At 66.2% G+C, this 19,541-nt stretch carries 17 protein-coding genes; 12 read left to right on the plus strand and 5 right to left on the minus strand.

Features of this window, described 5'->3' with window-relative positions; all coding sequences use genetic code 11:
- Positions 1-277 precede the first annotated feature (277 nt).
- Positions 278-898 (minus strand): glutathione S-transferase family protein, encoded by a 621-nt coding sequence (locus tag A7X65_RS29720; RefSeq protein ID WP_063692022.1) that lies wholly within the window; start codon positions 896-898, stop codon positions 278-280.
- Between the two features lie 140 nt (positions 899-1,038).
- Here A7X65_RS29720 and A7X65_RS29725 point away from each other — a divergent pair, with 140 nt between their 5' ends.
- Positions 1,039-2,316, plus strand: coding sequence for a flavin-dependent oxidoreductase (locus A7X65_RS29725; protein ID WP_063692025.1), 1,278 nt, complete (start codon positions 1,039-1,041; stop codon positions 2,314-2,316).
- A 268-nt stretch (positions 2,317-2,584) separates the two neighbouring features.
- On the opposite strand, the gene A7X65_RS29730 is transcribed toward A7X65_RS29725, so the two are convergent.
- Complete coding sequence (locus A7X65_RS29730; RefSeq protein ID WP_063692028.1) at positions 2,585-3,004, minus strand: PaaI family thioesterase; 420 nt, start codon at positions 3,002-3,004, stop codon at positions 2,585-2,587.
- Positions 3,005-3,255: 251 nt separating this feature from the next.
- On the opposite strand from A7X65_RS29730, the gene A7X65_RS29735 reads away from it, so the two are divergent.
- Complete coding sequence (locus tag A7X65_RS29735) at positions 3,256-5,001, plus strand: sensor domain-containing diguanylate cyclase (protein ID WP_063692030.1); 1,746 nt, start codon at positions 3,256-3,258, stop codon at positions 4,999-5,001.
- Positions 5,002-5,007: 6 nt separating this feature from the next.
- On the opposite strand, the gene mutY is transcribed toward A7X65_RS29735, so the two are convergent.
- Positions 5,008-6,105, minus strand: coding sequence for an A/G-specific adenine glycosylase (mutY, locus tag A7X65_RS29740; protein ID WP_063692032.1), 1,098 nt, complete (start codon positions 6,103-6,105; stop codon positions 5,008-5,010).
- 83 nt (positions 6,106-6,188) lie between these two features.
- Between mutY and A7X65_RS29745 the strand changes: the two genes are divergently transcribed.
- The 10 genes from A7X65_RS29745 (at position 6,189) to A7X65_RS29790 (ending at position 16,676) form a co-directional block, all read left to right on the plus strand.
- Complete coding sequence (locus A7X65_RS29745) at positions 6,189-6,473, plus strand: type II toxin-antitoxin system RelE/ParE family toxin (RefSeq protein WP_063692033.1); 285 nt, start codon at positions 6,189-6,191, stop codon at positions 6,471-6,473.
- The gene (locus A7X65_RS29750; protein ID WP_063692035.1) at positions 6,445-6,768 is read left to right on the plus strand and encodes a HigA family addiction module antitoxin; all 324 of its coding nucleotides are present in this window, start codon (positions 6,445-6,447) and stop codon (positions 6,766-6,768) included. Before A7X65_RS29745 ends, A7X65_RS29750 begins: the two co-directional genes overlap by 29 nt.
- Before the next feature lie 10 nt (positions 6,769-6,778).
- Complete coding sequence (locus A7X65_RS29755) at positions 6,779-7,276, plus strand: DUF721 domain-containing protein (protein ID WP_063692037.1); 498 nt, start codon at positions 6,779-6,781, stop codon at positions 7,274-7,276.
- Positions 7,277-7,410: 134 nt separating this feature from the next.
- On the plus strand, positions 7,411-8,067 hold the full coding sequence (locus A7X65_RS29760) for a DsbA family protein (protein ID WP_063692039.1): 657 nt from the start codon (positions 7,411-7,413) through the stop codon (positions 8,065-8,067).
- Between the two features lie 217 nt (positions 8,068-8,284).
- Positions 8,285-11,749, plus strand: coding sequence for a chromosome segregation protein SMC (gene smc / locus A7X65_RS29765; RefSeq protein ID WP_063692041.1), 3,465 nt, complete (start codon positions 8,285-8,287; stop codon positions 11,747-11,749).
- A gap of 131 nt (positions 11,750-11,880) precedes the next feature.
- The gene (locus A7X65_RS29770; protein ID WP_063692043.1) at positions 11,881-12,858 is read left to right on the plus strand and encodes a small ribosomal subunit Rsm22 family protein; all 978 of its coding nucleotides are present in this window, start codon (positions 11,881-11,883) and stop codon (positions 12,856-12,858) included.
- Positions 12,859-12,996: 138 nt separating this feature from the next.
- Entirely contained in the window at positions 12,997-13,557 is a 561-nt protein-coding gene (locus A7X65_RS29775; RefSeq protein ID WP_014497379.1) for a LemA family protein, read from the plus strand.
- 203 nt (positions 13,558-13,760) lie between these two features.
- Entirely contained in the window at positions 13,761-14,984 is a 1,224-nt protein-coding gene (locus tag A7X65_RS29780; protein ID WP_063692045.1) for a M48 family metallopeptidase, read from the plus strand.
- Positions 14,985-15,192: 208 nt separating this feature from the next.
- Entirely contained in the window at positions 15,193-15,945 is a 753-nt protein-coding gene (locus A7X65_RS29785) for a P-loop NTPase family protein (RefSeq protein ID WP_063692046.1), read from the plus strand.
- A gap of 62 nt (positions 15,946-16,007) precedes the next feature.
- Complete coding sequence (locus A7X65_RS29790) at positions 16,008-16,676, plus strand: P-loop NTPase family protein (RefSeq protein ID WP_063692048.1); 669 nt, start codon at positions 16,008-16,010, stop codon at positions 16,674-16,676.
- A 22-nt stretch (positions 16,677-16,698) separates the two neighbouring features.
- On the opposite strand, the gene A7X65_RS29795 is transcribed toward A7X65_RS29790, so the two are convergent.
- Together A7X65_RS29795 and A7X65_RS29800 are read right to left on the minus strand one after the other, a co-directional pair.
- Positions 16,699-17,238, minus strand: coding sequence for an adenine phosphoribosyltransferase (locus tag A7X65_RS29795; RefSeq protein ID WP_063692050.1), 540 nt, complete (start codon positions 17,236-17,238; stop codon positions 16,699-16,701).
- Positions 17,239-17,247: 9 nt separating this feature from the next.
- Positions 17,248-19,413: an anthranilate synthase component I gene (locus A7X65_RS29800; protein ID WP_063692052.1), complete on the minus strand. Its 2,166-nt coding sequence runs from the start codon at positions 19,411-19,413 to the stop codon at positions 17,248-17,250.
- Between the last annotated feature and the right edge of the window lie 128 nt (positions 19,414-19,541).

The following is a 19,541-nucleotide window of genomic DNA, read 5'->3' on the forward strand; positions in this document are numbered from 1 at the left end:
TCCGTTCGTCGCAGCCGAAGATCGTGGGCACGGCGCCTTGCGCCTTTGCCCACCCTACGAGACCTCACGCTGGGTGAGATGCTCTCTCCGTCGTCCCGGCGAAGGCCGGGACCCATAACCACAGGGCGTGGTTTGGCGAAGACCAGGCGTTCGGTACTCCTACCGAACGCTATCGACAGATTCCGCGGTATGGGTCCCGGCCCCCGTGCGCAATTGCGCACTAGGCCGGGACGACAGCGGAGTTTGTGGCCACGCTTGCGCCTGATGGCGCGCCGCCTTACGCCTTCTGTGCGGACATCACCTTGCGCACGGCCGGGCGGTCGGACATGCGCTTGAAATGGTCGGCGATCTTCGGCGTGGCGTTGATGTCGACGCTGTCGCCTTCGAGCCAGGTCGAGAGCGTGTAGAGATAGGGATCGCAGATCGTGAACTGATCGCCCATGACCCAGGGTCCCCTGAACATCTTGTCTTCGATCAGCTTGAAGCAGGCACCCATGGTCTGCGGCACCTTCGCCTTCATGTCGGCGAACGAGCTCTCCTGCGTCGCCCAGCGCGCGCCGCGCATCTTGTGGGCGTGGTTGATGTGCACGGTCGAGCACAGATAGGAGTTGAACGACTGCACCTGGGCGAAGTCGAAGGGATCGTCGAGCGGCGCGAGCTTCGCCTTGGGGAAGGTCTGCGCGATATAGGCCAGCATCGCCGGCGTCTCGGTCAGGACGCCGCGGTCGGTCACCAGCGCCGGCACCCGGCCCTTCGGGTTGATGGCGAGATAGTCCGGGCTGTTCTGCTGGTTGTCCTTGAAGCTCAGCCGTTCGGCGGTGTAGTCGGCGCCGGCCTCCTCCAGGGTCATGTAGGTGGCGAGCGCGCAGGTGCCGGTGGCGTAGTAGAGCTTGAGCATGTCTGACCTCATGGGAAAGCCGGAAAATAACGGCTGCCGTCCCGCAGGTCTATAGCACGCCATTCTACGTACCGCGCTCTTCGCAGTTGCCCACATCCGCCCGCCTGTGCCAAGACGCCAACAAGTGGAGGGGTTTGGACATGACGGTACTCATCGCCGGTGGCGGCATCGGCGGACTGACGCTTGCGCTCAGCCTGCATCAAATCGGCGTGTCCGTGAAAGTGTTCGAGAGCGTCGCGGAACTGAAGCCGCTCGGCGTCGGCATCAACGTGCTGCCGCATGCGGTGCGCGAGCTGATCGAGCTCGGGCTGATGGACAAGCTGGATGCCAGCGGCGTGCGCACCCGCGAGCTCGCCTATTTCTCCAAGCACGGCAAGCCGATCTGGAGCGAGCCGCGCGGGCTGGAGGCCGGCTACAAATGGCCGCAGTTCTCGATCCATCGCGGCACGCTGCAGCAGCTCCTGCTCGACACCGCGGTCGAGCGGCTGGGGCGTGAGAACATACTCACCAGCCATCATCTGACCGGATGGACCGAGACCGCGAACGGCGTGCGCGCCGACTTCATCGACAAGGCGACCGGCAAGGCCGCAGGCACTTACGAAGGCGCGATCCTGATCGCCGCCGACGGCATCCACTCCGCCGCGCGCGAAAAGCTCTATCCGAACGAAGGGCCGCCGATCTGGAACGGCCGCATCCTCTGGCGCGGCGTCACGCCGGCCAAGGCCTTCCTCACCGGCCGCACCATGATCATGGCCGGGCACGAGATCCTGAAATTCGTCTGCTACCCGATCTCGAAGCAGCCGGACGCTTCAGGCAACCATTTGATCAACTGGGTCGCCGAGCGCCACATGCCGCCGACCTATCAGTGGCGGCGCGAGGACTATAACCGCACCGCGCGGCTCGAGGAGTTCCTGCCCTGGTTCGAGAGCTGGCAATTCGACTGGCTCGACGTGCCCGGGCTGATCCGGAATTGCCCGCACGCCTATGAATATCCGCTGGTGGACCGCGATCCGGTGTCGCAATGGACTTTTGGCAAGGTCACGCTGATGGGCGATGCCGCGCATCCGATGTACCCGATCGGCTCCAACGGCGCCTCGCAGGCGATCCTCGATGCCCGCACCATCGCCCGCGAGATCCTGACCCACGGCCCGACGCAAGCGGCGCTGCTCGCCTATGAGGCCGAGCGCAGGCCCGCGACCACCGACCTCGTCCTGCTCAACCGCAAGAACGGCCCCGAGCAGGTGATGCAGCTCGTCGAGGAGCGCGCGCCCGACGGGTACAAGGTCGTCACCGACGTGCTGTCGCAGCAGGAGCTGGAAGACATCGCGGCGAACTACAAGCGCGTTGCAGGCTTCCAGGTCGAGGCGCTGAACGCGAAGCCGCCGATCGTGAGCAAGGACGCGCGGGCAAGGACTTAAGACTTCGCGCCAAGCGAGATGCGCATGAGTGCGCCCTCGCCCCTTGCGGGAGAGGGCAGCTCCGCTGGTGAATGCAGACTCGCTTGGGTGAGGGGTTGTCTCCGCGCGCATCTCTCACAATTGAGTACGCGGAGAGATACTCCTCATCCGGCGCCGTAGCCGAAGCTTCGCTTCGGCGTTCTTAAGCACGGCGGCCGAAGGCCGCCTATGCCACCTTCTCCCGCAAGGGGAGAAGGAAGAGGGAGTGCGGCGCTAGACCGCCGTCACCTTACTTCACCACCCTCGCCGCCTCCAGCAGCCGCTCGCTCGCGCTGGCCGTCGCCAGCACGGTGCCGTCCTCCGCCATCAACTTCGCCTCGACGAACGCAATCGTCTTGCCGAGCTGCGTCACCCTCGCCTCACCGATGATCGTGCCGGGCTTTGCGGGGCTGAGAAAATTCACGGTCATGCTGATCGTGGTGGTGTAGAGCCGGCCCTCGCTCATCACCAGCACGGCAGGGCCCATAGTGTCGTCGAGCATGGCCGAGAGCATGCCGCCCTGGATGAAGCCGGCCGGATTGCAGAACTCCGGCTTGCCCTCGAAGGCAAGCCTGATCCAGCCCTCCTGCGGGCGGGCGTCGAGCAGGCGCCATCCGAGCAGTTCGGCGCAGGGCGGCCGTGGGAAGTTGTCGAGCGCGGTCTTGACCATGCGAGCCTCCGTTGCCGCCGAGATCTAGCTTAATCCTGCTGACACCATCGTGGCAGCAGGCGACGCGCCGCAGTGCTGCGCCCCGGCGAAATACGGAGAATTGTACGGATTCGAGGCATTCCGCCCGCCATTAAGCCTGTTTCAACCACGCGGTTTCACGACAGATTCAATACGATCCAATTGGGAAATCGGCCGGTAAGCGGTTGGAAGTTACCAGCATGGGACAAGCGACGGTCAAACCGGAGCCTTCCATGCGAGCCCTTCTGAAGCGGGCGGCAGACCGCCTGCACGCGATCGAAGATCGACTGACCGTACGGACGCAGATCGCCGCCGCCGTCGCCGCGCTGTCCATCGTGCTCGTCGGTACGCTCGCCGCCGGCGCCGCCCTCGTCAGCTACCGGCACACGGCAGCGCTGATCGAGAGCAACCTCGCCGGGATCGCCTCCACCACCTCGGCCCGGCTCGACCGCTTCATGGCGACGCGGCAGCAGGAGATGAAGCTGTTCGCCGAACTCCAGCCGATGCAGCGGCTGTGGCAGGGCAATCCCGCGGAATTGCGCAGCGCGCTCGAGGCGCTGCAACACTCGTTCGACTTCACCTGGATCGGCTTTGCCGATCTCGACGGCAATGTCGTCGCCTCGACCGGCGGCCTGCTGCAGGGCAAGTCCGTCGCCGCGCGTCCGTGGTTCAAGCAGGGTCTCGAACGGATCGCCGTCGGCGACGTGCACGAGGCCATGCTGCTGGCCTCGCTGCTGACGCAGCGCGCCAACAACGAGCCCTATCGCTTCGTCGACATCGCCGTTCCAGTCCGCGACGCCTCCGGCAAGCTGCTCGGCGTGCTCGGCAGCCACCTCGACTGGAACTGGGCGAGCAACCTGATCAAGGACGTCGAAGCCAATGATGGCGACACCGACACGCAGCTCTCGATCCTGAGCAAGGGCGGCGTGGTCCTGGTCGGGCCGCAGAAGGAAACGACGCGTTATGCCGGCGAGGATCTCTCCGGCATCCTGAATGCCCGCGACGGCACGTTCCGCGAAACCGCGGATGGACGGCAGCTGCTGACCGCCTTCCATGTCGGCCGCGGCTACCGCGATTATCAGGGGCTGAACTGGATCGTCACCGCGAGCCAGCCTGCGAGCGTCGCGCTCGCCGCCGCGATCTCCTCGGCCCAGATGATCATGGCGATCGGCGCGGTCACCGCCCTGATCGCCTTGTCGCTGGCCGTGCTGCTGGCGCGGCGGATCGCAGGCCCGATCATCGCGATCACGCAGGAAGCCGACCGCATCGGACGCGCCCATGGCCCGACCATGCTGGCGCGGCAGAGCGGCTCGGCCGAAGTGGTGCAGCTCTCGCGCGCGCTGCGCTCGCTGCTGCGCCGCATCGGCCTTGCCGAGGAGCGCACCAAGGAGGCCGAGCTGCGCGCCACCGAGAACGCGATGCAGCTGCAGGAGGACATGCTGAAGCTGCGCCAGCTCGCCGACACCGATTTCATGACCGGGCTGATGAACCGCCGCTCGTTCCTCGCTGTCGCCGACGACGCAGTGGCGTTCTGCCGCCGCTACAAGCGCAACATGGCGACGCTGATGATCGACATCGATCATTTCAAGAAGATCAACGACACCCACGGCCACGCCGCCGGCGACGACGCCATCAAGCGCGTCGCCGAGATCGTCAACCAATCGATCCGGACCACCGACAAGGCCGCCCGCTTCGGCGGCGAGGAGTTCGTGGTGCTGCTGCGCGAGATCGACCAGGAGACCGCCATCCTGCTTGCCGACCGCATCCGGGCATCGATCGAGAGCGCGACGGTGCGTCACGGCGACACCGTCATTCCCCTCACCGTCTCGGTCGGGCTTGCGCTGTTCGACGAAGGTGACCGCGACGTGCAGGACGTCATCGAGCGCGCCGACCAGGGCCTCTATGTCGCCAAGAAGACCGGGCGCAACCGCACCTTCCTGATGCCGGCCGAAGACGAGCGCGCCGCGCGCGCAGCGTGAGGCGTTTCAGTCCAGCGCGTGCGCGATCACCTTGCGCATGACGTTGGGCAGCGCTTCGCCCGCCAGCGTCGCGATCGGCACCCAGCGCATGCCGTCGGGCGCGCGGGTGCGGGCCTCGGCCTTCGCCGTATAGACCACCAGCTCCAGCGGAAAATGCGTGAAGACGTGGGTGACGACGCCCACCTTGCGCTGCCAGCGCGACAGCCCCTTCAACACGGGCGCCTGCTGCTTCGCCGTCGCATCCTCCTGTCCGGCGAGCCAGTCCGAGCCCGGCACTTCGGTCATGCCGCCGAGCAGACCCTTTTCGGGCCGCGAGCGGACCAGCAGCTCGTCGCCGCGCGTCACCACGAAGGCGGCGCCACGCCGCAGCGTTCCGCTCTTCTTCGGCGCCTTGCGCGGGAACGTCTCCTGCGTGCCCAGCGCACGCGCGGTGCAATCCTCAGTGAACGGGCACAGCGAGCAGGCCGGCTTCTTCGGCGTGCAGATCGAGGCGCCGAGATCCATCAGCGCCTGCGCACTATCGCCGGCGCGCGAATTCGCCAGCAGTGTCGTTGCCAGTTGCTGGATCAGCGGCTTTGCTGCCGGCAGCTCTTCTTCAACGGCAAAGAGCCGCGACACCACGCGCTCGATATTGCCGTCCACCGGCATGGTGTGGCGGTCGAACGCGATCGCGGCGATTGCCGCCGCCGTGTAGGGTCCGATCCCCGGCAGCGCGCGCAGGCCTTCCTCGGTATCGGGAAAGGCGCCGCCGTGCTCGCACGTCACCGCCACCGCGCAGGCGTAGAGATTGCGTGCGCGCGAATAATAGCCGAGCCCGGCCCACATCCGCAGCACGTCATCCTGGGACGCACGCCCCAGCGCCGTGACGTCAGGCCAGCGCGCGACGAATTTCTCGAAGTAGGGTCCGACCGCCTTCACCGTGGTCTGCTGGAGCATGATCTCGGAGAGCCAGACGCGGTAAGGATCCGACGCCTCCCCGGGCCCGGCGCGCCAGGGCAGCCGGCGGCGATGACGGTCGTACCAGGCGAGCAGGAGGGTTGGGCGCGCTAGCGACGTGCTTGCCGCCGTGCTCTGTTCCTTCTTGCGCGCAGTCTTGGAGGACATGCGCCCTTCCTAGAGGAGGATTTCGGCTGTGGCCAGCGGGACCGGACCGTTGCATGCTATAACGTCATACGTTATACACAGACATGATCCAGAGCTTCGCCAACTCCGAGACAGAGTTGATCTGGTCCGGGCGGCGAAGTCGAAAACTGCCGCCCGACATTCAGAATGCAGCATTGCGAAAACTACGTCTGTTAAATCAGGCGCGGGTATTGGCCGATCTCAGGGTTCCCCCGGGCAACCGGCTCGAAGCCCTCAAAGCCGACCGCCAGGGCCAGCATTCGATCCGGATCAACGATCAGTGGCGCATCTGTTTTGTTTGGGACGACGGAGGACCGAGAGATGTCGAAATCGTCGACTACCACGACTAGGAACGGGCTCCTCCGCAATCCCCATCCCGGCGAAATCCTGCTCGAGGAATTCCTGAAGCCGATGGAGCTCAGCCAGAACGCGCTGGCGCGGGCCGTTCACGTTCCGCCGCGACGGATCAACGAGATCGTGCTGGGCAAGCGCGATATCAGCGCCGATACCGACCTGCGGCTCGCCCGCTATTTTGGTTTGTCAGAGGGCTTTTTCCTTGGGCTCCAGATGGACTACGATCTGATGCAGCGGCGGCGCGAGATTGATCGCGACCTCAAGGCCATCCGGCCTCGCGCGGCGGCATAGCGGACGCCCCATGTCCAAATCCGGCCCCATCTACAAGCCAGGCCCCATCAGCGCCAAACCGCTCGGGATCCTGCTCGACGACGTCTTTGCCGAGGCCTATGCCAAGCAGGGCTTTGCGGCGCGCGAGCTGGTGACGCGGTGGGCGCAGATTGCGGGGCCGGAGATCGCGGCCCATGCCGAGCCGCTCAAGATGCAATGGCCGCGGCCCGTGGAGGGCCAACCGCAGGAGCCGGCGACCCTGGTGCTGCGGGTCGAGGGTCCCATGGCACTGGAGATCCAGCACTCCGCGGACGTGATCCTGGAGCGGGTCAATCGCTTCTTCGGCTGGAGCGCGGTCGGCAAGCTGGCCTTCCGCCAGGCCCCCCTGTCGCGGCCGCGGGCCCGGAAACGGCCCGGCCCGCCGGACCCCAAATCGGTCGCCAAGGTGGCCGAGAGCCTGGGGGCGATCGAGGATGAAGAACTGAAGACGGCGCTGGCGCGGCTCGGGGCCGCCATCAAGCGAAATTGAGCCTCATTTCGCGGGCAATCTGGACCTGTTTCTGGCGCTCGCCATTGCCTCAAACCACGTTTCAAGCTAGCGACAGGCCGCCCGGGAACCTTGCCAAACCTCGGGGCGAGACCACGCCAATTCGGGAGCCGACCTTGATCATCACCCGCCGCGCCTTCACCACGATGCTGTCGCTGACCGGGCTTGCCGCGCTCGCCGGGCTCTCGCCGCTGCGGTTCGTCTCCGAGGCCTTCGCGCAGTCCGCCGCCGATGTCGCCAAGCCGGTGTCGCTGCCCGACATGGCGCTCGGCCCGAAGGACGCCGCCGTCACCATCACCGAATACGCCTCGATGACCTGCCCGCACTGCGCGGCGTTCAACGAGCAGGTGTTCCCCAAGATCAAGACGGAATACATCGACACCGGCAAGGTGCGTTACATCTTCCGCGAGTTCCCGCTCGACATCAAAGCCGCCGCCGGCTCGATGCTGTCGCGCTGCATCGCCAAGGACGACGCCGCGAAATACTTCGCCGTCACCGACATGCTGTTCCGCCAGCAGAGCGACTGGGTGATGAAGAACACCACCGAGACCCTGACGCGGATCGGCAAGCAGGCCGGCCTCACCCAGCAGCAGGTCGAAGCCTGCCTGAAGGACCAGGCGCTGCTCGACAAGATCGCCGCCGACCAGAAATACGCCAGCGACGTGCTCAAGGTGGATTCGACGCCGACCTTCTTCATCAACGGCGAGAAGATCAAGGGCGAGGCCTCGTTCGAGGAGTTCGCCAAGAAGATCAATCCGCTCCTCAAGAGCTGATTCGCTCGTCAAGATCCTGATTCGCATCTCGAAAGCCGTATCTTTCCCGGCATAAATCCCTTGGGAAAAGCGGCTTTCGCCGGTTGCCCTCGCGGCGCACCGCGGCCATTGTCCAGCCGCATGAGGCGCCTCGCGCGACTCGCCCGGATAACGACAGTGCCTTCCATGGTATTGTCCCGGCAGGGGGATTCGCGCCTGCCAACAGAGATGCGTGCTTATGAAAATCACCCGCCTGCGCCTTCACGGCTTCAAGTCCTTCGTTGAGCCCACGGACTTCGTCATCGAGCCCGGACTGACCGGCGTTGTCGGCCCCAACGGCTGCGGCAAGTCGAATCTCGTCGAGGCGCTGCGCTGGGCGATGGGTGAAACGTCGTACAAAAGCCTGCGCGCCGCCGACATGGACGCGGTGATCTTCGCCGGCTCCGGCAACCGTCCCGCGCGCAACCACGCCGAAGTGACGATGACGATCGACAATGCCGATCGCACCGCGCCTGCGGCAATGAACGATAGCCAGCTGCTCGAAATCTCCCGCCGCATCGAGCGCGAGGCCGGCTCGGTCTACCGCATCAACGGCCGCGACGTGCGCGCCCGCGACGTGCAGATCTTGTTCGCTGACGCCGCCACCGGCGCGCGCTCGCCGGCCCTCGTCCACCAGGGCAAGATCGGCGAGATCATCCAGGCCAAGCCCGAGCAGCGCCGCCGCGTGCTGGAAGACGCCGCCGGCGTCGCCGGCCTGCACGCCCGCCGCCACGAGGCCGAGCTGCGCCTGAAGGCCGCCGAAACCAACCTCACCCGCGTCGAGGACGTGATCGGCCAGCTCTCCGGCCAGATGGAAGGCCTGAAGAAGCAGGCCCGCCAGGCCGTGCGCTACCGCGAGGTTGCCGCCAAGGTCCGCAAGGCCGAAGCCACCCTATTCCACCTGCGCTGGATCGGCGCCCATGCCGACGTCAACGAATCCGGCCAGACCCACGATCTCGCCGTGCGCGAGATGGCCGAGCGCACCCAGCACCAGGCCGAAGCCGCCCGCATCCAGGCGATCCGCGCAGCCGAAATGCCGGCGCTGCGCGATGCCGAAGCGCGTGCCGCCGCCGGCCTGCAGCGCCTGACCAATGCCCGCGAGCTGCTCGACCGCGAGGAAGAGCGCGCCAAGGAGCGCGTCGCCGAGCTCGAGCGCCGCCTCGCGCAGTTCGAAGGCGACATCTCCCGCGCCCAGCAGCAGACCATGGACGCCGACGTCGCGCTGCAGCGACTGGACACCGAAGACGCCGAGCTGAAGGAAGAGATCAAGTCGCGCGTCGAGAAGCGTTCAGGCGTCGACGAGCGCGTCGGCGAAGCCGAGGCGGTGCTGACCGAAACCGAGCAGCAGTTCGCCGAGCTCACCACTGCGCTCGCCGACCTCACCGCCAAGCGCAACCAGCTCGAAGCCAACGTCCGCACCCATCGCGACAAGCTCGCCCGGCTCGACCAGGAGATCGCGAACGTCACCGCCGAAGAGCAGAAGCTCGCGGCCGATACCGGCGGCTTCGGCGATCTCGACGAGCTGACCGCTCTGGTCGAAACCGCGGAGCAGACGCTGGCGGCCTCCGAAGCCGCGGCGCAGGCCAGCGAGGCCGCGCATGTCGCCGCGCGCCAGACGCTGGAATCCTCGCGCTCGCCGCTGGTCGAAGCCGACAAGCGCGCGCAGCGGCTCGAAACCGAGGCGCGCACGATCTCCAAGATCCTCAACGGCGAGACCAAGAATCTGTGGCCGCCGATCATCGACGGCATCACCGTCGACAAGGGTTTTGAAAAGGCGATCGGCGCCGCGCTGGGCGACGATCTCGACGCACCCGTGGATCCGTCGGCGCCGATGCGCTGGACCAATGCCGGCGTCACCGAGGGCGATCCGGAGCTGCCCGAAGGCGTCACCCCGCTCGCCAACCACGTGCAGGCGCCGGCCGAGCTGGCCCGCCGCCTCGCGCAGATCGGCGTGGTGCCGCGCGAGCGCGGCGCCGAGCTGGTCTCGCAACTCAAGACCGGCCAGCGGCTGGTCTCGCCCGAAGGCGACGTCTGGCGCTGGGACGGTTTCGTCGCCGCGGCGCACGCCCCGACCGGTGCCGCGCGCCGTCTCGCCGAGCGTGCCCGTCTCGTCGACATCGAGAACGAGCTGGAGCAGGCCCGCATCGACGCGCAGATCAAGCGTCAGGCGCTGGAGAACGCCGAGTCCGAATTGCAGATGGCTGCGAGCACCGAAGGTGCCAGCCGCGAAGCCTGGCGCGCCGCGCAGCGCGAACTGAACGTCGCGCGTGAACGTCATGCCACCGCCGAGCGCGAGATCAGCCGCCATGCCGCGCGCAAGGCGACGCTGTCGGAAGCGCACAGCCGTCTCGCCGCCGACCGTGCCGAGGCCGAAGCCGCCTACGAATATGCCGAGGCGGGCATCTCCGAGCTGCCGTCCAGCGAGGACACCGAGACCCGCCTCGCCGCCGTCCGCAGCGACATCGAGGCCCATCGCCGCATGGCCGCCCAGGTCCGCGCCGAGGCGCAGGCGCTGGCGCGCGAGGCCGAGCTTGCCGACCGCCGCGTGCAGGCGATCCTGGCTGAACGCACCGAGTGGGCGAACCGCAAGGAGAGCGCGGCCTCCCACATCGACACCATCCAGGCCCGTATCGCCGAGCTCACGATCGAGCGCAGCGAGCTCGAAAACGCGCCGCAGGTGTTCGCCGAGAAGCGCAGCGCGCTGATCACCGAGATCGAGTATGCGGAGAACGACCGCCGCATGGCCGCCGACGCGCTCGCGACCGCCGAGACCGCGATGGCCGAGACCGACCGCGTCGCCAAGCTGACGCTGGAGGCGCTCTCCAGCTCGCGCGAAGCCACCGCCCGTGCCGAAGAGCGTATGGAAGGCGCCCGCCGCCGGCTCGATGATATCGAGCGCGAGATCCGCGACATGCTCGAGGTCGAGCCGCAGGCCGTTGCCGGCCTCGCCGAGCTCGAGCCCGGCGCCGAGCTGCCGCCGCTGCACGACATCGAGGAAGACCTCGAAAAGATGCGCCGCGACCGCGAGCGCCTCGGCGCCGTCAATTTGCGCGCCGAGGAAGAGCTGCGCGAGGTCGAGACCCAGCACACCGGCCTCGTCACCGAGCGCGACGATCTGGTCGAAGCCATCAAGCGGCTGCGCCAGGGCATCCAGAGCCTCAACAAGGAAGCGCGCGAGCGCCTTCTGACCTCGTTCGAGGTCGTCAACAACCACTTCAAGCGCCTGTTCGTCGAGCTGTTCGGCGGCGGCGAAGCCGCGCTGCACCTGATCGAGAGCGACGATCCGCTCGAAGCCGGCCTCGAGATCATCGCCAAGCCCCCGGGCAAGAAGCCGCAGACGCTGTCGCTGCTCTCGGGCGGCGAGCAGGCCCTGACCGCCATGGCGCTGATCTTCGCGGTGTTCTTGACCAACCCTTCGCCGATCTGCGTGCTGGACGAAGTCGACGCGCCGCTCGACGACCACAACGTCGAACGGTACTGCAACCTGCTGCACGAGATGACCGGCTCGACCGACACTCGCTTCATCATCATCACGCACAACCCGATTACCATGGCGCGGATGAACCGTCTGTTCGGCGTCACCATGGCCGAGCGCGGCGTGTCGCAGCTGGTGTCCGTCAGCCTGTCCGAGGCCGTGGACATTCTCGACCAGAACGTGGCGTGATATCCTTGGCGTCATTCCGGGGCTCGCGAAGCGAGAACCCGGAATCTCGCGCGACAATCTCTGGATCCTCGGATGCGCAATCGCGCATCTGAGTTCGCGCTTCGCGCGCCCCGGAATGACGGTGGGCAAGCATGATCTCACCCACCCTCCCCGCCGAACTGAAAGCCGCCCTCGACGGAAAGCTCGTCGGCTTCTCCCGCACGGACGCCGCGCAGCGCTCGCAAAAAATCTCGACCACCTATCGCAAAGGCGGCGGCTCCGGCACGATCAAGTCCGAGGCCGATGCCCTCGCCTATGCGCTGGCACGCATGCCGGCGACCTACGCCGCGGTGGCCGCGAGCCTGAACGCGCTGACCGAGATCGTACCTAGCCTTGCCCCGGGAACCCTGCTCGACGTCGGCGCAGGTCCGGGCACCGCGAGCTGGGCCGCGGCGGAAGCGTTTCCGTCGCTGCAGGATTTCACGCTTCTGGACGCCAACGCCACGCTGAGCCGGCTTGCGCTTGACCTCGCACGCGACAGCACGCGCCTCGCGGAGTGCCGCTATCTGCCGGGCGACGCCGGCGGCAACCTCGCTGAAGTCTCGCAGGCCGACCTCGTGATCGCCAGCTACATCATCGGCGAGCTCGGCGAGGCCGATCAGCGCAAGCTCACCGAGGCGATGTGGGCGAAAGCGCGCCACGCGCTGGTCGTGATCGAGCCCGGCACGCCCGCCGGCTATGCCCGCATCCTCGCGCTGCGCCAGCAATTGATCGCGGCCGGCGCTTTCGTCGCCGCGCCCTGCCCGCACGACAAGCCCTGCCCGCTCGCCGCGCCCGACTGGTGCCATTTCTCCCAGCGCCTGCCGCGCTCGCAGGCGCACCGCCAGATCAAAGGCGCCGAGGTGCCGTTCGAGGACGAGCGCTTTATTTACGTCGCCCTCACCCGCACTCCGCCTGACAGCCGCGCCGCGCGTGTGCTGGCGCCGCCGGATGTCGGCAAGGCCGAGATCACGGCAAAGCTCTGCACCGAGGACGGTGCAGCACTGACCAAGGTCCCGCGCCGCGACAAGGCCGCCTACGCGAACGCCCGTCGCTGGCGCTGGGGCGACGCGGTGATTGCCGAAAGTTAACCTCGTTCGGGGCTTTTGCCTTGAACTCGGACGGTTCCTGATCCGACCAAGTCTTACCTTCGTTCCGCGCCGGGGCTCTCGCTCTGCGCCAATTTGGTTTACCCTAGCGCCCGCCTTCTTCCCCTTCAGGAGTTCTCCATGTCGACCGGCTGGATCGTTCTCGGCGTCATCGTCGTTCTCGTGTTCCTGGCGTTCAGCGCCTACAACCGCCTGGTGGCGCTGGGCCAGCGCGTCGGCCAGGCCTTTGCCGATATCGACGTGCAGCTCAAGCAGCGCCACGATCTGATCCCGAACCTGGTGGAGACGGTGAAGGGCTATGCCTCGCATGAGCGCGGCACGCTCGACGACGTCATCAAGGCGCGCAACTCGGCGATGTCGGCACAGGGACCGGCACAAGTGTCCGCCGCCGAGAACCAGCTCTCCGGTGCGCTTGGCCGACTGATCGCGCTGTCGGAAGCCTATCCGGACCTCAAGGCCAACGCCAACTTCCAGCAGCTCGCATCCGAGCTCTCCGACCTCGAGAACAAGATCGCGGCGAGCCGCCGCTTCTTCAACAACGCGGTCCAGGAATACAACACGGGCATCCAGCAGATGCCCGCCGCTCTCTTCGCCGGCATGTTCGGCTTCACCAAGAAGGACTTCTTCGATCTTGGCGCCAGCCGCACCGAGGTCGAGGCCACGCCTCAGGTGAAGTTCTGATCGGTGCATGACCCTCACCTTCGTCGTTCCGGTGCGCGTCGAAGACGCGAACCCGAAACCTCGACCGCGACACTAAGCTCTGGATTCCGGGTTCATGCCATCCAAGTCGGCTTCTGCCGACTTGGACCACCAAAATTACCGAACTCGGGTAGACCCAAGTTCGGGGGCGTGCCCCGGAATAACAGGAGCTAACGGAAGCAGTCATGGCCGCGTATGGTCTCTACACGCACATCGCCTCGAACAAGTTTCGTTCGATGCTGCTGCTCGGCGGCCTGTTCGCGCTGGTCTACGTGCTGGTCTATGCTGGCGCATTGGTCGCAGAAGTCGTCATCAACGGCAACGGCACGGTCGCCTATTACCTGAGCCGCGCCTTCACCGACCTGCTCAAGGCCGCCCCTTTCGCGACGATTGCGGCAGCGGTCTGGATCGTGATCGCCTATTTCTTCCATCAATCGATGATCGACGCGGTGACCGGCGGCCATGACGTCACGCGGCAGGAGCAGCCGCGGCTCTACAATCTGCTCGAGAATCTCTGCATCTCGCGCGGCATCACCATGCCGAAGCTGAAGATCATGGACAGCCCGGCGCTGAACGCGTTCGCGACCGGCCTCAATCCGCGCCAATATTCGGTCACCGTCACCACCGGTCTCCTCAATGCGCTGAACGACAAGGAGATCGAGGCGGTGCTGGGCCACGAGCTGACCCACATCAAGAACGGCGACGTGCAGCTGATGGTGGTCGCCGTCATCATCGCCGGCGTGGTCGGCTTCTTCGGCGAATTGTTCTTCCGCGTGTTCACCAATTTCAGCTGGAACTCCGGCGGCTCGTGGTCCTCGGGCTCCTCCTCCTCGTCGCGCTCGTCGTCCTCGTCGTCGAGCGACAGCAAGAGCTCCGGCGGCGGCGCGGTGATCGTCATCATCATCGCGGTCGTGCTGATCGTGGTGGCCTGGCTGATGTCGCAGGTGGTGAAGCTGGCGCTGTCGCGCTCGCGCGAATATCTCGCCGACGCCGGCTCGGTCGAGCTGACCAAGGATCCCGATGCCATGATCTCGGCGCTGCGCAAGATCGAGAATCGCGGCGAGCTTCCGGGTGCGACCTCGGCGGTGATGGAGCTCTGCGTCGACAATCCGCGCGAGGGCTTTGCCGACCTGTTCGCAACCCACCCCTCGGTGCAGTCGAGGGTCGACGCGCTGGTCAAGTTCGCCGGCGGCCATGATCCCGGTCCGCTGCCCGACCCGGCCGAGGAGACGGATCAGTCCGAGACGGAACAACCCGAGGCGCAAGCCAATCCACAAGACGCCCCGCCGGCGCCCCCGCATGGCCCGTGGGGCGATGCGCCCGCCCCGGCCAGCCCACCGCCCGTTCCCGCACCGAGCCCCTCAGGAGCCCCGGCGGGCAATCCGATGGGACCGTGGGGCCGTCACTGAGCGAGGTGATCGGCCGCGGTGCGTGGCGGGTTTCACACTGACCTGGAAAAACCTCGGGAATTGCAGCAAGCAGGGCTCGAGGAATTGAATTCTCCCTTGTTTCTGCCATGTTCGCGCCCAACAGCAGACTTGGGACCTTCTTGGGACATCGATTTGGGGCCCGGCCGATTGCGACCTCGCGATCGGGGGCGCGCGTTAGGGGACAGCAATGGCAAAGCCGGCAGTGGTTGTGGTGGGCGCGGACAAGGGCGGGGTCGGCAAGACCACGGTGTCGCGCACCCTGCTCGATTATTTCTCAGCCAACAACGTGCCGACCCGCGCGTTCGACACGGAGTCGCCGCGCGGAACCCTGAAGCGCTTCCACCCCGATATCACCGAGATCGTCGACATGACGACGACGGCCGACCAGATGAAGATCTTCGACACGCTCAACGCTGTCAGCCCTTCGGTCACCGTCATCGACGTCCGCGCCGGCCTGCTCTCACCGGCCCTGGCCTCGCTGCGCGACATCGGCTTCCTCGACGCCGCCAAGGCGGGCCAGATCACCTTCGCGGTGTTCCATATCCTCGGCCCCTCGATCGCCTCGCTGGAGGAGATCGCCGAGACCGCGGGCTTCATGACCGGCGCAAAATATTTCCTGGTGAAGAACTTCATCAACGACACCCAGTTCTTCCAGTGGGACCAGGCGACCTACAACTCCTACTTCCACCGCATCAAGGACGCCACCGAGCTAACCATCCCCAAGCTCAACGAAATGGCCTATGAGCAGGTGGAGGTGTCCTCCGTTCCGTTCCTGAAATTCGTCGCCAACAAGGGCATCAACGACGACGCCGCGAACTATTCGTTCGTGCTGCGCGGCTATGTCCGGCACTGGCTGGCCAATGTCTGGAGCGAATACGATCGTATCCGCCTGACCGACATCGTCGGTTCGAAGCCCGCGACCCGCAACAGCGAAAAATAGTTGCACCACTCGGGCTGATACGGCTGGATTGGGGCGGCAAGTTCGCTCAGATAATAGCCGCAATGCCCGTGACACCCGTCTACATCATCTGCTCGCCCCGCCCGCAGGTCGGCAAGACCCTGCTGGCGCGGCTGCTGGCTGAATTCCTGCTGCTCAAGAACGGAAACGTCGCGGCCTTCGACGTCAATCTGAAGGAGCCGTCGCTGCTCGATTACCTGCCGAAGGTGACCGAGACCGCCGACGTGATCGACACCTACGGCAAGATGCAGCTGATGGACCGCGTCATCGTCGACGACGGCCTCGCCAAGGTGATCGACCTCGGCTTCCATGCCTTCGACGAGTTCTTCAAGATGACCGACGAGATCGGCCTGCTCAAGGAAGCGGCGCGCCGGCACGTCGCACCGCAGATCATGTTCGTGGCCGATACCGACCGCGTCTCGGCCCGCGCCCACGAGATGCTGCGCGGACAGATCCCGCGGATGAGCCTGATCACGGTGGACAATGAATACGTCGTGCGCGGCGAGTTGCCGCCTGCGATGGAAGGCGGCCGGCTGTTCCGCCTGCCCGCCCTGCCCGGCTTCCTGAAGACCTATATCGACCGGCTGAACTTCTCCTTCACCGGCTATCTGCGCCAGGAAAAGGATTCGTCCACCGAGCTGCACCAATGGACCCGGCGGAATTACCTCGCGTTCCGGGAGCTGGAGCTCAACCTGATCCTGCAGCGGTCGTAGAGCGCGAAGCGCCCCTCGCCGTTCAGTGCCCCTCGAACGTCATCAGCGTGCGCACCGGCACGTCCATGGCGCGCAGCTTGGCGGCGCCGCCGAGCTCGGGCAGGTCGATGATGAAGCAGGCGGCGACCACATTGGCGCCGATCTGGCGCAGCAGCTTCACCGCGCCTTCCGCGGTGCCGCCGGTGGCGATGAGGTCGTCGACCAGGATGACCCGCTCGCCGGGTTGGATGGCGTCGACATGCATCTCCATCTCGTCGATGCCGTATTCGAGCGAGTAAGCAATCCGCACGGTGGTGTGCGGCAGCTTGCCCTTCTTGCGGATCGGCACGAAGCCGGCCGAGAGCTGGTGTGCCACCGCGCCGCCGATGATGAAGCCGCGCGCTTCCATGCCTGCGACCTTGTCGATCTTGTTGCCGGCCCAGGGATTGACGAGCTCGTCAACCGCGCGACGGAACGCGCGCGCGTCCGCGAGCAAGGTCGTGATATCGCGGAACATGATCCCCGGCTTGGGATAGTCGACGATGGTGCGGACGCTTGCCTTCAGGTCGTGGTCAAAAGTCATTCGTGCCTCTCAATTGCCCGGTGCATCCAGCCGGAACGCATTCTCGACAATCTTCAAGCCCACCTCACCACTGAGCGACATCAGCGATTCCGGGTGGAATTGCACGCCGGCGACCGGCAGGGTCTTGTGCTCCAGCGCCATGGCGACGCCGTCCTCGGTGCTGGCGGTGACGCTCAACACCTCCGGCATGCTGTCGCGCTCGACGAACAGCGAGTGGTAGCGGCCGATGACGATCTCGTTCGGCAGGTTGCGCATCAGCCGCCCGCCGCGCACCTGCACCCTTGAGGGCCGGCCGTGGGCGGGATGGGTGAGCTGACCGAGCTCGCCGCCGAAATATTCGCCGATCGCCTGCACGCCCAGGCAGACGCCGAACACCGGCAGCTTCTTCTCCAGCGCCGCGTCGATCGTCTTCTTGATCCCGAAATCCTCGGGGCGGCCGGGGCCGGGCGACAGCACGAGCAAATCCCACTTCTTCTGCTTGAGCATGTTGAGCGCATGCACATAGCGGACCACAGTGACGTCGGCGCCGACCTGGCGGAAATAATCGGCCAGCATGTGCACGAAACTATCGTCGTGGTCGATCAGCAGCACCTGCTTGCCCGATCCGGTGGCATCAGGTGCGAAGGTCGAGAGCGGCTTCGGCGGATCGCCGCGCAGCGCCTGGAACAGGGCGGCGGCCTTGACCTGGCACTCGCGGTCTTCCGCGGCAGGATCAGAGTCGAACAGGCAGGTGGCGCCGACGCGCACTTCGGCGAGACCATCCTTCATGCGGATGGTCCGGATGGTGAGGCCGGTGTTGATGCTGCCGTCGAAATTCACCGCGCCGATCGCACCGGCGTACCAGCGCCGCGGCGAGCGCTCGTGGTCCTCGACGAACTGCATCGCCCAGAGTTTTGGCGCGCCGGTGACGGTCACCGCCCAGGCGTGGGTGAGGAACGCATCGAGCGCATCGAAGCCCGGGCGCAGCATGCCCTCGACGTGGTCGACGGTGTGGAACAGTTTTGAGTAGGTCTCGATCTGGCGGCGCGCCAGCACCTTGATCGTGCCGGGGACGCAGACGCGCGCCTTGTCGTTTCGATCGACGTCGGTGCACATGTTGAGCTCGAACTCGTCCTTCTCCGAGTTCAGGAGCTTGCGGATCTGCTCGGCATCGCCGATCGAATCCGTGCCGCGGGCGATCGTGCCCGAGATCGGGCAGGTCTCGACGCGGCGCCCGTCGGAGCGCACGAACATTTCGGGCGAGGCCGAGACGAGGAATTCGCCCTCGCCGAGATTCATCAGCGCGCCATAGGGCGACGGGTTGATGACGCAGAGACGCTGGAAAACTTCGGCCGGCGAGCGGTCGCAGGGTTCGGCGAAGAGCTGGCCCGGCACGGCTTCGAACAGATCGCCGCGGGCAAAGGCCGCGCGCGCGGTCTCGACGGTTGCCTGATACTCGCCGGGGGCGTGATCGGCAAAACCCTGGCGCGGCGTCTTCTGATACGGGCTGTCGGCGGTCTCGCGCGGCAGGCCTTCGGTCGATTTGCCCTTCCAGGCGAAGTCGTACGAGAGCACCACGCCGCGGCCGGTGGCGCGGTCATAGGCGAGCAGGCGATCGGGAACATAGAGCACGATGTCGCGCTGGTCGGCCTCGCGCGGGCGCTTCTGCACGAGATCCTCAATCTGGAAAACGAGGTCGTAGGCGAAGGCGCCGAACAGGCCGAGCAGGCCGTCATCGTTGGCGGAGAAGGCGGCAATGATGTCGCGCACCAGCGACATCACGCTGGCGCGCCGGGTACGCTGATCCTCTTCGACCGGCGCCTCGCCGCGGACGATGTGGCCGGCCAGGCGGTTCGCCGTCTTCTCTGAGATCACGACGCAGGGCTCGCGCAGCACGTCGCCGAGGAAGGCGATCAGCACCTGCCCGCGCCCATTCAGCGCTTCCAGCCTGAAATCGACGCCCGTGGTCTCGAGCTTGAGGGGCGGATCGGAGAAGCCGAGGTCGAAGCTCTCGTAGCGGCCGGGCACGGTCGTGCCCGAGGACAGCACCACGCCGCGGCGGCGGTCGAGCAGGTTGATGAGATCGTCGAGCCTGTTGGCGCCGCCGGTAAACTGCTCCGCCACGCGCGTGATCGCCAGACCCGCGCGGGTCACGTAGTCGCTTCGGGCCGGGAGGGCAAAGACTGTCCTGTTCATGGGGTCCTCTTACGAAACTTGCCGAGGGAACGCCACACAGGACAAACGAGAAGGCCGCCGCGCTGTGCAGGCGACCTCAGACGATTTTGGGAAAAGAAATCGCACCGGCCACCTCTTAGGAGGTGCGC

It is taken from the genome of Bradyrhizobium stylosanthis (genome assembly GCF_001641335.1).
Classification (GTDB): Bacteria; Pseudomonadota; Alphaproteobacteria; order Rhizobiales; family Xanthobacteraceae; genus Bradyrhizobium; species Bradyrhizobium stylosanthis.